9 protein-coding genes are annotated in these 13,271 nt (G+C 73.1%); 3 read left to right on the plus strand and 6 right to left on the minus strand.

The genetic code is table 11. The annotated features are described in order from the left end of the window. Window positions 1-13: 13 nt before the first annotated feature. Entirely contained in the window at window positions 14-1,393 is a 1,380-nt protein-coding gene (eccD, locus tag ACZ466_RS15180; RefSeq protein WP_378288078.1) for a type VII secretion integral membrane protein EccD, read from the minus strand. A 333-nt stretch (window positions 1,394-1,726) separates the two neighbouring features. Here eccD and eccCa point away from each other — a divergent pair, with 333 nt between their 5' ends. Continuing rightward, on the plus strand, window positions 1,727-5,716 hold the full coding sequence (gene eccCa / locus ACZ466_RS15185; RefSeq protein ID WP_378288077.1) for a type VII secretion protein EccCa: 3,990 nt from the start codon (window positions 1,727-1,729) through the stop codon (window positions 5,714-5,716). Here eccCa and ACZ466_RS15190 read toward each other — a convergent pair. The 3 genes from ACZ466_RS15190 to ACZ466_RS15200 all read right to left on the minus strand — a co-directional run bounded on the left by ACZ466_RS15190 (window position 5,713) and on the right by ACZ466_RS15200 (window position 8,970). After that, the gene (locus tag ACZ466_RS15190) at window positions 5,713-6,915 is read right to left on the minus strand and encodes a S8 family serine peptidase (RefSeq protein ID WP_378288076.1); all 1,203 of its coding nucleotides are present in this window, start codon (window positions 6,913-6,915) and stop codon (window positions 5,713-5,715) included. The two genes, eccCa and ACZ466_RS15190, sit on opposite strands and share 4 nt — an antisense overlap. A 90-nt stretch (window positions 6,916-7,005) precedes the next feature. After that, window positions 7,006-8,169 (minus strand): alkaline phosphatase PhoX, encoded by a 1,164-nt coding sequence (locus ACZ466_RS15195; RefSeq protein ID WP_378288075.1) that lies wholly within the window; start codon window positions 8,167-8,169, stop codon window positions 7,006-7,008. A gap of 108 nt (window positions 8,170-8,277) precedes the next feature. Continuing rightward, entirely contained in the window at window positions 8,278-8,970 is a 693-nt protein-coding gene (locus ACZ466_RS15200) for a hypothetical protein (protein ID WP_378288074.1), read from the minus strand. A 203-nt stretch (window positions 8,971-9,173) separates the two neighbouring features. Here ACZ466_RS15200 and ACZ466_RS15205 point away from each other — a divergent pair, with 203 nt between their 5' ends. Continuing rightward, window positions 9,174-9,356 carry a hypothetical protein gene (locus tag ACZ466_RS15205; RefSeq protein ID WP_378288073.1) on the plus strand — a complete coding sequence of 61 codons (183 nt, stop codon included), beginning with the start codon at window positions 9,174-9,176 and terminating at the stop codon, window positions 9,354-9,356. 244 nt (window positions 9,357-9,600) lie between these two features. Then, the gene (locus tag ACZ466_RS15210) at window positions 9,601-11,457 is read left to right on the plus strand and encodes a serine/threonine protein kinase (RefSeq protein ID WP_378288072.1); all 1,857 of its coding nucleotides are present in this window, start codon (window positions 9,601-9,603) and stop codon (window positions 11,455-11,457) included. 307 nt (window positions 11,458-11,764) lie between these two features. Here the strand turns inward: ACZ466_RS15210 and ACZ466_RS15215 are convergent, their stop codons facing one another. Together ACZ466_RS15215 and ACZ466_RS15220 are read right to left on the minus strand one after the other, a co-directional pair. Beyond that, window positions 11,765-11,992 (minus strand): DUF397 domain-containing protein, encoded by a 228-nt coding sequence (locus ACZ466_RS15215; protein WP_378288106.1) that lies wholly within the window; start codon window positions 11,990-11,992, stop codon window positions 11,765-11,767. Window positions 11,993-12,096: 104 nt separating this feature from the next. Further along, on the minus strand, window positions 12,097-12,918 hold the full coding sequence (locus ACZ466_RS15220) for a helix-turn-helix domain-containing protein (protein WP_378288105.1): 822 nt from the start codon (window positions 12,916-12,918) through the stop codon (window positions 12,097-12,099). Window positions 12,919-13,271 lie beyond the last annotated feature (353 nt).

Here is a 13,271-nt window from a genome sequence, read left to right on the forward strand (position 1 = left end):
GTCGTCCCCGAGATCAGCCGGCCAGGCCGCGCAGCCAGGAGTAGAGGTTCAGCAGGCCCATGGCCAGTGGGAAGAGGCTGATGACGAGGGCCAGGTCGACGATGTCCCCGGCCCGCCCCCAGAACGGCGTCGGCTTGTGGGCGGGCAGCCGGAGCGCCATGAGCATGGTGATGGTCACGGCCAGGACCATGGGGACGATGACGGCGAGCACGGGCGCGGTGGCGGCCCAGCGCAGGCACAGGAGCGCCAGGCCCGCCAGGCCCGCGCCCAGCATCCACGTCCGCTGCCATCGTCCGTGGAAGACGCGGGCGCGGAGCAGGAGAACGAGCGAGATGCAGACGCTCATGATGATGTGCAGTACGCCTTTGCCGGGCACAAGGAAGAACTGTGCGGCCAGGGCGACCAGCCCCACACCGGCCACGAGCCCGGTGGTGAAGCGGTCCGCCTCTCTTGTGCGGCGCAGCAGCATCGAGCCGTTGAAGGTCTGGGCGCTCCGCAGTTCTTCGGCGGTCTCCGGTACGGGCGGCAGCGGCAGGCGGGCCAGCCGGAACGCCAGCGAGGGGATCAGCGCGGTCAAGGTCAGGCAGAGCGACGCCACGAACGCCGCCGTCCCGTATGGGCTGAGCCCGGCGACCTGGACGAGCCCGGTGGAGACGACGCCGAGGAGTGAGGCGAAGCCGACCCCGAGGAAGGTGGGAAGTCCGGCCGTGGTGGCGAAGGCGGACGTGATCGCCGCGAGGGTGGCGGCGGCGAGGGCGGCGAGCAGGTGCGGTGCTCCCAGGTCGAGGAGCTCGACCGGGCGGGCCGGGGCGAGCAGGCCGCCGAGGAACGCGTACGGAAGTGACGCGAAGCCCAGCACCGAGCCCGCGGTGGCGTCGCCGACGGCGCGGGAGAGGACGACGCCGCCCAGCAGGAGCGCCACCGCGATGGCGGACGCGGCGATCGCGGACGGCCCCCAGGACGGGCCGGCCAGAGCCAGCGCGACCGCGCCGGCGGTCAGGAGCGCCGCGCTCGCCGCCAGTCCGAAACGGCGGGTGTTCTCCGGACGCCAGCGTTCGGAGTGCTCGTTGACGGCGGTCGCGACGACGTCGGCCACGTCGTCGAAGGTGACCTCGGGCAGCTGGGCGAGTTCGGGACGGAAATAGAGCAGCTCGCCGTCGCGCACGCCCAGGGACGACAGTGTTTGTGACTCGTCCAGGGGAGGCTCGTCAAGCCGTTGGAGCACCCAGCCCGAATGGGCGAGCCCGGCGTCCGCCAGCTCCCGCCCGGCCACCTGCAGCAGGGTGGGCAGGAGGTGGGCCAGCGGAATGTCCGCGGGCAGCGACAGGTCGACGCGCCGTTGCGGGGCGACCAGTACGACGCGGCAGAGGTCGGCCCCAGCCAACGTGTTCACACGGCCTCCGGTCTCACACCTTCGGCGGCGCTTCTCCGCGGGCGCCGGCCCGGTGATTCCGTGGCGCCGATTCGGTCATGAGGCGAACCGGTATTCGGCACAGAAGAAAAAGGGAGCATGATCATAACGCGGAAGAAACCCCGATCTGGCGGACGGCGCACGATGATACTTTGACACGCGTCGACGGGGAATGTCGGGGGCATCGGGGGCTTTTGGATATCAACCGGACTCCGATGGTGATCTGCGGCACGTTCCCACAGTCGGAGATGAGCGGGTGAATTGTCCGGTTCCTGGCTTCCCGGGGTACCGAAACAGGGCAGAAGGGCCTGAGGGTTGGGCATCGTTCTCGTACACCGTCCGGAGCGACGGCCTCCTCCCCGGCTTCCGGAGGGCGAGATCCTGCTGGAACCGCCGCCCGAGATCCCGGAGACGATCAATCAGGGCTTCGCCAACGCCCTCATGTACCTGCCGATGGCGGCGAGCGGCGGCGCCATGGGGCTCATGTTCATGGGCGGCGCGGGGGGCGCGGGCGGCGGGAACCCCATCATGTGGATCGCCAGCGGGCTCTTCGTGCTGTCCATGGTCGGGATGGGCTTCGGGCACATGGGGCACGGCGCCGGAGAGCGCAAGCAGCAGCTGAACGCCGCCCGCCGCGACTACTACCGCCACCTCGACCAGGTCCGCGGGCGCGTCCGGAAGGCCGCGGCGCAGCAGCGCGAAGCGCTGGAATGGACGGGCCCCAGCCCGCGGACGCTGTGGTCGCTGGCGATGAGCCACCGGCTCTGGGAGCGGCGCCCGGCGGACGAGGACTTCGGCCAGGTGCGGATCGGCCGGGGCCGGCAGCGGCTCGCGCTGGAGCTGATCACCCCGGAGACCCGGCCGATCGAGGATCTGGAGCCGATGTGCGCGGGGGCGCTGAGACGGTTCCTGCGGGCGCATTCGACCGTCCCGGACCTTCCGGTGGCGGTGTCCCTGCCCGCGTTCGCGCGGATCTTGCCCACCGGTGACGCGTCGGCCGTGCGGGAGATGGTCCGGGCGATGGTGGCCCAGCTCGTCGCCTTCCACACGCCCGACGACGTGCGCCTGTCGATCTGCGCGGCGCCCGAGCGGGTGCGCGACTGGGAGTGGGCCAAGTGGCTGCCGCACTGCCTGCACCCGGACGAGCAGGACGCGGCGGGCCCGGTGCGGCTGTTCGCCGGCTCCCTCACCGACCTCGAACGCCTCCTGGACGACGACCTCAAGGACCGGCCGCGGTTCAGCCCCGGCGTGGACGCGCAGGACCTGCCGTTCCACGTCGTGATCGTGGACGGCGGCACCGTCACCCCCGACTCCCAGCTCGGCGCGGACGGGATCAAGGGGGTGTGCGTCATCGATCTCGACGGCGCGGTCGCCCCCACGCCCGACGCCACCATGCTGCGGCTGCGCGTGGCCGCGGACCATCTGGAGATGCTGGAGCGGGATCACACCGGCAAGGACGTCGCGGCGTCGCTGGGCCGTCCCGACGCCCTCACCCCCGTCCAGGGCGAAGGGCTCGCGCTGCGGCTGGCGTCGCTGCGCGCCGGGGCACCTGGCGAGCCTGAGCAGGACGCGCTGGCCGGCGACCTCACGCTCACCTCGCTGCTCGGCCTGGACGGCCTGGACGACCTCCAGCCGGAGCGCGCCTGGGAGCAGCCGAAGGCACCGCGCAACCGGCTGCGCGTGCCCATCGGGGTGGACGGCGAAGGCCGTCCCGTCGAGCTCGACATCAAGGAGTCGGCGCAGGGCGGCATGGGCCCGCACGGCCTGCTCATCGGCGCGACCGGCTCGGGCAAGTCGGAGCTGCTGCGCACGCTCGTGCTGGCGCTCGCGCTCACCCATCCGTCCGAGACGCTGAACTTCGTGCTCGTCGACTTCAAGGGCGGCGCGACGTTCCTCGGGCTGGAGCGGCTACGGCACGTGTCGGCGGTCATCACCAACCTGGAGGAGGAGCTCCCGCTCGTCGACCGCATGTACGACGCGCTGAACGGCGAGATGGTCCGCCGGCAGGAGCTGCTGCGCGCGGCGGGCAATTACGCCTCGCTCCGCGACTACGAGAAGGCGCGGGAGCAGGGGGCGCGGCTCGACCCGCTCCCGACGCTGTTCGTCGTGCTGGACGAGTTCTCCGAGCTGCTGTCGGCCAAGCCGGAGTTCGCGGAGCTGTTCGTGATGATCGGGCGGCTGGGCCGTTCGCTGGGCGTCCACCTGCTCCTGGCCTCGCAGCGTCTGGAGGAGGGCAAGCTGCGCGGCCTCGACGGACACCTCTCCTACCGGATCGGGCTGCGGACGTTCTCGGCGATGGAGTCGCGGGTCGTGCTGGGGGTGCCCGACGCTTACGAGCTCCCGTCGCAGCCGGGCAACGGTTATCTGAAGGTGTCCATCAGCGAGATGGTGCGGTTCAAGGCCGCCTACGTCTCCGGTCCGGTCGGGGAGGGGCGGCAGGAGAACGTCCGGCCGAGCGGCACGATCCGGCACCGGCGGATCACCCCGTACACGCTGGACCGCATCGCCCCCCGGGCCGACGAGCGTCCACCTGCCGGGGAGGGCGCCCGCCCCCTACCCGGCGAACCGGCGACCGGGGAGACCCTCTTCACCGCGGTGATCGACCGGCTCGCGGACAGGGGCGCGCCGGCGCACCGGATCTGGCTGCCGCCGCTGGACGTCCCGCCGTCCGTCGACCAGCTGCTGCCGCCGCTGTCGGCCGCTGCCGGGCTGGGGCTCACGGCGGCCGGCTGGGAGGGGAGGGGACGCCTGGGGGCCGTGGCCGGCGTCATCGACCGGCCCTTCGAGCAGCGGCGCGAGCCGCTCTGGGTCGACCTGTCGGCCGCCGCCGGGCACGTGGGGATCGTGGGCGCGCCGCAGACCGGCAAGTCGACCGCGCTGCGCGCGCTGCTGACCTCGCTCGCCGTGCTGCACACCCCCGAGGAGGTCCAGTTCTACTGCCTGGACTTCGGGGGCGGAACGCTGGGCGCGCTCGCCGGGCTGCCCCACGTCGGAGGCGTCGCGAGCAGGCGGGATCCCGACCGGGTCCGCCGTACGGTCGCCGAGGTGTCCACGCTCCTCGACCGGCGCGAGCAGGAGTTCGCCGAGCGCGGCATCGACTCGATCGCCGCGTACCGGCGGATGCGCGCGGAGGGGCGGGTCCCGGGCGACGGTTTCGGCGACGTCTTCCTGGTGGTGGACGGCTGGACGTCCCTGCGGCAGGAGTACGAGCAGCTCGAGGAGGCCATCACCGATCTGGCCGCGCGCGGGCTCGGGTACGGGATCCACGTGGTGGCCACGGCCGGGAAGTGGTCGGAGTTCCGGATGGGGATCCGGGACGTGTTCGGCACGCGGCTGGAGTTGAAGCTCGGCGACTCCTACGAGTCCGAGGTCGACCGGCGGCTGGCCGAGAACGTCCCGGAGGGGCGTCCCGGGCGCGGGCTCACCCGGGACGGCATGCACTTCCTGGCGGCGCTGCCGCGTCTGGACGGGCGCGGCACCACCGACGACCTGGCCGACGGGGTCGCGGCGACGGTCGACCTCGTCGCCGGGGCCTGGCAGGGCCCGAAGGCGCCCCCCGTGCGCCTGCTGCCGAGCCTGCTGCCGGCCTCCGGGCTGGCCGGTGTCCCCCGGGAGGCGTGGCGGGTGCCGATCGGCATCGACGAGGACGCGCTGGCTCCCGTCCAGCTGGATTTCGCCGTCGATCCCCATTTCGTGGTCGTGGGCGAGACCGAGTGCGGCAAGTCGAACCTGCTGCGCCTCATCGCCGAGGGGCTCGTCACCCTGCACGCCCCCGACGAGGCCAGGCTCCTCTTCGTCGACTACCGGCGGGCGCTCCTGGACACCGCCGACACCGGCCACCGGATCGGGTACGCCGCGTCCGCGTCGGCGGCGTCCGAACTCGTGGAGGACCTCGCGGAGGCGCTGCGCGAGCGGCTGCCCCCGGCGGACCTGCCGCCCGACCGGCTCCGCGACCGTTCGTGGTGGAAGGGCTCGGACGTCTTCCTCTTCGTCGACGACTACGACCTTGTCGCCACGTCGAGCAACCCCCTGCTGCCGCTGCTGGAGCTGCTCCCCCAGGCGCGCGACATCGGACTGCACCTGGTGCTGTCGCGCGCGATGGGCGGTGCCGGGCGGGCGCTGTACGACCCGGTCCTCCAGCAGCTCAAGGACATGGCCTCGCCCGCTCTGATCATGTCGGGGACCAAGGAGGAGGGCCCGCTCTTCCACGAGGTCCGCCCGGCGCCCCTGCCTGTGGGACGTGGGACGCTGGCCGATCGGCGGGCCGGGGCGCGGTTGGTGCAGACGGGGTTGCACGCCTCCTAGGGGGTGCCGATCGTGGTGGACGGCGGGGCTGTTTCGGGGGTGTCCTCGGGCTCGGGGGCCGGGAGGGCGGCGCGGCCCGGGCGCCAGTTGCGGCGGCGGCCCATGGGGACGATCACGCCCGACAGGGCGGCCAGGGCGGCGGCGGTGAGGGTGACCGCGGTGACGGCGGTGGCGATCGCGCGGGTGCGGTCGTCGGACGGTTCGGGGGCGGCCAGGACGGCCGCGGGCGGCTGGGACGGCGCCGGCGGCGGGGCGGTCTCTCCTGCCAGGACGGCGGTGACGGCCTGGACGGGGTTGACCATGCCGCGGCCGGTGCCCGTTCCGGCGTTGCCGTCGGCGGTCGCGAGGATGCGCCTGACGACCTGCTCCCGGTTCAGGTGGGGGTGGCGGGACCGTACGAGGGCGGCCGTCCCGGACACGAACGCGGCGGCGTAGCTGGTGCCCTCGGCCTGCGGGTTGTGGCCGCCGCCGGGCCACGGGGTGATCAGGCCCTTGCCGGGGGCGGCGAGGTCGACCTTGGACTGGACGCCGGAGCTCTCGGCGCGGGCGCCGTCGGGTCCCAGGGAGGCGACGGAGAGGACGCCCGGGTAGCTCGCGGGGTACGCGGCGCCCTGGTCGCCGTCCTGTTCCTGGGCGTTTCCGGCGGCGGCGACGATGACGGCGTCCTTGGTGTGCGCGTACTGGACGGCCTGGTCGAGGGCCGGGGAGGGCGCGGCCTTGAGGGAGATGTTGATGACGCGGGCTCCGGCGTCGGCGGCGGCGCGGACGGCCTTGGGGAGGCGGGCGCCGCCGTCGGCGTCGCGTTCGGCGTGCTGCTGCTTGACGATCAGGAGCCTGGCGGCGGGGGCGACGCCGCCGAGGCGGGGGTCGCGGCCGGCGATGAGGGCGGCGACGCCGGTGCCGTGCCCGGCGCAGTCGCGGTCGCCGGTGCCGGTGAGGTCGACGGAGTCGGCGATCCGGCCGCTCAGCATGGGGTGGCGGGTGTCGGCGCCGCTGTCGATGACCGCGGTGAGGACGCCCTCGCCCTGGGTGAGCGTCCAGGCGCGGTCGTAGCCGAGGCGTTTCCGGGCCCATTGTTCGCCGACGGGGCCGGTGTAGCCGCGCGGGAGGTCGCAGGGGGCGGGTGCGGCGTGGGCGGTCGGCGGGAGGGCGGGGAGGGCGAGAGTGGCGGCTGCCGCCGCCGCTGCGAGTCGGCGCATCGTCCCCTTCCCCGGGTGGGTTCGGCGGACGACTGTATTGGACCTCCGGGCCGGACGGCAGGACCGGCCGGCCCGGAGATCGGGTATCGGTCAGGTCCGGAACGGGCCCGTCACGCAGTAGGTGATGCCGTTCGAGGACGAGCCGGAGGTGCCGCGCTGCGAGGAGAAGTAGAGGCGGTTCCCGGCCGGGTTGAACGCGGGGCCGGCGATCTCGGAGGAGGACTGGCCGGTGATGCGGAGGAACACGGAGATCTTGTCGTCCGGGGTGATCATGCAGATCTCCATGTTGCCGCCGTCCTCGGCCACGTACAGGTCGCCGGAGGAGGCGCCGGTGATGTTGTCGACGCCGGTGAGCGGGGGCGAGCCGGGGCTGACGAGGCTGTCGTCGTAGGCGAGCTCGTAGGTGCCGGCGGCGAGGTTCACCTGCCAGACGCGGTTGTCGCCCTTGGTGGTGAACCAGACGGTGTCGCCCGCGTAGTGGCAGCCCTCGCCGCCGTTGAAGCGCTTGACGCCCGAGACCTGGTTGCGCGTCGCGGTCGGGGATCCGTCGGGGTCGGGGACGTTCGCCCAGGTGAACGTGCCGGAGGTGGCGGTGCCGGCGCGCAGCACCTGGAGCGTTCCGGACGACAGGTCCCCCCAGGTGGTGGGGACGAACCGGTAGAAGCAGCCGTCGCTCTTGTCCTCGGTGAGGTAGATGACGCGGCGGACGGGGTCGGCCGCGGCGGCCTCGTGGTTGAAGCGTCCCATCGCGGGACGGGCCACGGCGGTGCCGCCGAACGGGTAGGTCTCCCAGACCCGGCCGGTGTCGGTCTCCTCGCACGACAGCCAGGTGTTCCAGGGGGTCTTGCCGCCCGCGCAGTTGCGGTCCGTCCCGGACAGGATGCGGGACGCCCCGGTCACGGCGCCGCTGGAGTTGAACCGGATCATCGAGGCGCCGCCACCGGAGGAGGCGGACACCTCGGCGTTGGACACGTAGATCCAGCCGGTGCCGTCGGCGAAGCAGGCGCCGCCGTCGGGCGCGCTGTGCCAGGTGTAGGACGTGCCGGTGACGGTCTGCCCGGACCGGGCCACGACCTGGCTGGTGAAGCCCGGCGGGAGCTGGATGCCGTTGGCGTCGGCGGCCTGGAGCGCGCCGTAGGGGCTGGGGGCGTTCTGCGCGGGGGCGGCGAGGGCGGCGCGCTGCCAGAGGGTGCCGGTGAAGGCGGCGGCGCCCGTCCCGACCAGGGTGGCGCGCATGAAGGTACGGCGTTCCATCGGCTGTCTCCTAGGGGGGTTGAGACGTTCCGGAGCCGCGGCTGCACCGACGGTAAAAGGTGTTGGGGAACGGTCACCGGTGGGACCGGTGAACGAGGGGTGTCGGTGTCAGGGACGGCGGGCGCGGGCGATCACCAGCGCGCCCGCCGCCACGGCGCCGCCGATCAGGAAGCCGCCGAGGAAGCCGAGGCCCGTCCCGGAGCCGGAACCGGAGCCGTTGAAGATCGTCCAGCCGAGGCCGATGGCGGCGAGGGTGGCGACGTAGCAGGCGACCATGAGGGAGAGCTGCGCGCGCCGGGACGAGGTCCGCGGGATCTCGCCGGAGAGGTCGCCGGGCCCGTCCTGCGCGGGGCGCTTGTAGTAGCGGAAGCAGAGCCAGGTGCCGCAGGGTTCCCAGTCGCCGTCCGGGGGCGCGGCGTCGCCGGTCTCGCGCCGGTACTCCCAGCGGCGCGGGTCGGTGAGGTCGCGGCGGGCGACGAAGCGGTCGCGCTCGTCGACCCGTTCGACCTCCCAGCCCGCCGCGCCGAAGGCGTCGAGGCGGGCGCGGTCGCCGAACGCGTCGGCGGTCCAGGTCCGGGTGCGCGCGGTGGGGTCGGTCTCGGGGCTGGGCGCGCCGTCGACGGGGCCGGACGCGGCGCCGGTGAGCCGTTCGGCGAGGGCGGCGCAGGGGCCGTACTCGTTTTTGGGGTCGGCGCCGGCGGCGTGCGCGGCGAGCCGTCCGACGGTGTCGGCCACCTCTTCGGCGGGCAGGCCGCGCGCGAGCAGGAGCCCGGCCAGATCGTCGTAGTAGGCGGTCGTCATCGGGGGTCTCCTCGGCGGGGGGCGTGGCCTGCCAACCTAGCGCCGCCTCAGGGGGCCAAAAAAATCGAACGCTCGCTCGGAATACCGTGGACGATCTTGGGGTTGTACCGGGGGCGCGGTGATCGTCCCGCGCTTCCCGACCCGGTCCGCGGGCAGGTGCGCGACCGGATGATTCGGGTAATCCGACCCCCATGGAGTATCTGGTGCGTAGCAGCATTCCCCAGGCCCGGACCGGCGCCGGGCACAAGCATGTGAAGTCGACCTCGCTGCGGGCGCTCGCGGTGGCGGCGCGTCTGGAACGCGGTCATGCCCCGGAGGGTCCGCCGGGCCATGAGCACGGCCGGGCGGAGCGGCGCCTCTGGCGGTGCGGTCCCGACCCGGCCTGACCGAAAACCCGGATAAGAAGCAGGCCCCCGGCACACCGGAACGTGCGGTGCCGGGGGTCTTCCGCACTGTAGAACGAGCATTCGCTCGTAGACGGAGGCCGCCCCGCGCCTGTCGGCTGAACCGGCCCGGACCTGCGCGAACATCCGGCAGGACGGTCGCGATCGCCCTCGTTCATGAGCGCGCACCCTCGATCGACCAATAGTCTTGCAAGGCCAGAGGCGGATGCGACGAAGTGAGAGTGGCGTGACGGACAGGACGATGCCGGACACCCGTCCGCTGCGGTCGGGCGACCCGACCGCGCTCGGGGAGTACGAGCTCCTGGGCCGGCTGGGCGAGGGCGGTCAGGGCGCGGTCTTCCTCGGCCGCCGCGCGGGAACGGGCGAACCGGAACGGCTGTCCGACTACGTCGCCGTCAAGCTGCTGCACTCCGGGCTCACCGGGGACGAGTCCGCGCGCAGCCGGTTCGTCCGGGAACTTGCGGTCGCCAAGCGGGTCGCCCGGTTCTGCACGGCGCAGGTCCTGGACGCCGACCTGGCCGGCGACCAGCCGTACATCGTCAGCGAGTTCGTGCCCGGCCAGTCGCTGCACCTGCAGGTGCAGGCCGAGGGGCCGCGCGCCGGCGGAGCGCTGGAACGGCTCGCGATCAGCACGCTGACCGCGCTGTACGCGATCCACCAGGCCGGCATCGTGCACCGCGACTTCAAGCCGCACAACGTGATGATGGGCCCGGACGGCCCGCGCGTGATCGACTTCGGGGTGGCGCGGGCGCTGGGCGCGGCCGGTGAGACCCAGAACGTCGGGACGCCCGCGTACATGGCGCCCGAGCACTTCAGCGGCGGCGCGGTCGGACCGGCCTCGGACATGTTCGCCTGGGGCACCACGATGGTGTTCGCGGCGACCGGGCGGCCCGCGTTCGGCAACGACGACATGGCCGCGGTGATGCACCGCATCCTGACCGGCGCGCCGGACCTCGGCGACCTGCCGAGCCCGCTGCGCGAGGTGGTGGACGCCTGCCTGGCCAAGGAGCCCGAGCGCCGTCCCACCGCCCGCGAGGCCCAGGAACGGCTGGTCGGCGCCGCCCCGAACGCGGTCCCGGGAGCCGCCGCGGTACCCGGTGCGGTACCCGGTGCCGGTGCGGTGCCCGGCGCCGTCCCGATGCCCGGTGCGGTACCCGGTGCCGGCGCGGTGCCCGGCGGCCCTCCCGCGGACGGCGCGCCGGGCGCGGCCGGCGTTCCCCGGGCTCCGTCCCCGGCCCCGCCGCAGCCTCCGCCCCCGCCCCAGTTCCACGCCGCGGCGTCCCCGATGGCGGCCACCGACCCGAGGTCGGGCGGCGAGCACGGGGTGCACGGCAGCACCGTGCCGCAGCCGCCTCCTCACCCGCATCCGATGCCGGGGCAGCAGCACCGGCCCGGCGGCCAGGGTGAGGGCGGGCGAAAACGGCTGCTGGTCCCGATCGCAGCGGCCGCCGCCGTCGCGGCACTGCTGGCCGGCGGCGCGGTGTGGGCCGCGACCCGTTCGGGCGGCGACAAGGGCCCAGGTGCGGCCGCCGCCCAGCAGAACGGCCCGAACGGCCCCGTCACTGTCGAGAACCTCCCCGGCGCCCCCGACCCCACGCCGGGCAAGGGGACGGCCAAGCCGAAGAACTCCCAGAGCCCCGGCGCGCAGCCCGGCACCTCGGAGACCCCGAGGACGGGGGGCGGCAATTCCGGCCAGCCGTCCACGCCCCCGCCGGGCGGAGGAAGCGGCGGGGGAGGCGGCGGCTCCACCCCCGAACCCGCCAACAAGTACACGCCCCAGCAGGTGTGCAACTCCGGCGGCCACGGCGGCGGGTATTACGTGCAGCGCTCGATGGCGGTTTCGGGCGGCCGGGCGTACCAGCTCTACAACAGCTCCGGTTACAACTGCGCCGTCCTGATCAAGACCAAGAACGTGGGCCGCGCGTCGTCGGCGTCGGTGTGGATCCAGCGCCAGGGCGGCAGCAAGGTCGCCGACAGCGGGTCGTACGCCTGGTACGCGGGGCCGGTGTACGTCTCGGCGGCCGGGCAGTGCGTCCGGTTCGGCTCGGGGTCGGCCACGTCGTCGTACGCGAACTGCGGCTGAGCAGCCGGGAGGCCGGAGCGGCCAGAGCGGAGCCTGAACGGCCGAAGCGGGTAGAGCGGCCAGAGTGACCGGAGCGGGCCAGAGCGGAGCCTGAACGGCCGGAGCGGCCGGGAGGCCGGAGCGGAGCCGGAGCGGGCCGGAGTGGCGACAGTGGCCAGTGCGGAGCCTGAGCGGCGGAAGCGGGCCGGAGCGGCCGGAGCGGAGCCTGAGCCGGAGGGGCTCGCCTCCGTGTGACGGGGCTCAGGAGCGCGGGGGATCGGGCCGGGCGCGGATGCGCGAGCGGGTGCGCCCGGCGTATGGCTTCGGATCAGTTGGAGGACGAGGCGATCAGGTGATCGAAGTCCCCGTCCTTGGCCCCGAGGATCAGCGCCTCGATCTCGGGCCGGGTGTAGATGAGGGCGGGGCCCTCCGGATGCCGGGAGTTGCGCATCGCGATGTGCCCGCCGGGCAGTTCCGCGATCTCCACGCAGTTCCCCTGGGAGTTGCTGCGCCGCGATTTCAGCCAGCGGGCCCCGGTGAGGCCGGTCGCCGGCATCCCGTTGTCGTAGGCGTTGTCATAGGCGCTGTCGCGGGCGGCCTCGTGGGCGCCCTCGTAGGCGTTGTTGCGTCCAGGAAAGTTCTGGCCGTCGGTCTGGAGCATCATGTCTCTCTGAGGTAATCACCGAGAAGCTCGACGGTGCGCTCGGGTGTGGCACTGTCGACGCAGAGGCGTTCCATCGCCTGCAGGTAGGTGTCGACGTCGTCGCGCTTGTCCAGGTACATCGCGCCGGTGAGGTTCTCGACGTACACGACGTCCGGCAGGTCCTGATCGGGGAAGCGCAGGATCGAGAAGGCTCCGCCCTCGGCGGCGTGGCCGCCGAACCGGAACGGCATCACCTGGATGGTGACGTTGGGCAGCTTGGACATCTCGATGAGATGCTCGAACTGGCCCCGCATCACCTCCGGGCCGCCGATCGGCCGGCGCAGCGCGCCCTCGTCCAGCACCGCCCACAGCCTCGGGGCGTCGGGGCCCGTCAGCCGTTCCTGCCGTTGCAGCCGCAGCTCGACCCGCTGGTCGATCTCCTGTTCGGCCGCACCGGCGTTGCCCAGCCGGATCACCGCCCGCGCGTAGCCCTCGGACTGCAGCAGACCCGGGACGAACTGTAGTTCGTAGGTCCGGATCAGCGCCGCCGACTCCTCCAGGCCGACATAGGTCTGGAACCAGCCGGGGAGGACGTCGTTGTAGCGGTGCCACCAGCCCGGGGTGTTGGCTTCCCGTGCCAGTTGCAGCAGCGCCTCGCGCTCGGTCGCGTCGTCGACGCCGTACAGCGTGAGCAGGTCGTCCACGTCACGCTCTTTGAAGCTGACCCGCCCGAGCTCCAAGCGGCTGATCTTCGACTCCGACGCGCGGATGACATAGCCGGCCTCCTGCCGGCTCACGCCCTTCGCCTCTCGCAGGCGACGCAGCTGCGAGCCGAGCAGGATCCGACGGACCGTCGATCCAGCTCCCGGCGTCTCTGGAGTCACGCCCAACCTCCCGCGGCTCGTTGGCGGACAGCGATTTTTCCCCGGCGAAGCCGGAGAGTGTACTCAGTGTGCCATTGGGGTGCCTGTCCTGCGGTTTACCTCCGTCCGCCCGCGCGAGCACCCTGCCGATCGTGACGGATCGCGCCCGTTCGGTTCGGATGCACGTGCATTGGGCCTTGCATTCGCACGCTACGATGCGCAGGATAACGCACGAGACTTCCGAGCCACGGCTGCACAACGAGATCACTCTGCGGGGTCCGGGGAATGACGTCACGCCACGCGCACGACGACACGCGATGGGGGGTAGG

This window comes from Actinomadura rugatobispora, assembly GCF_055379765.1.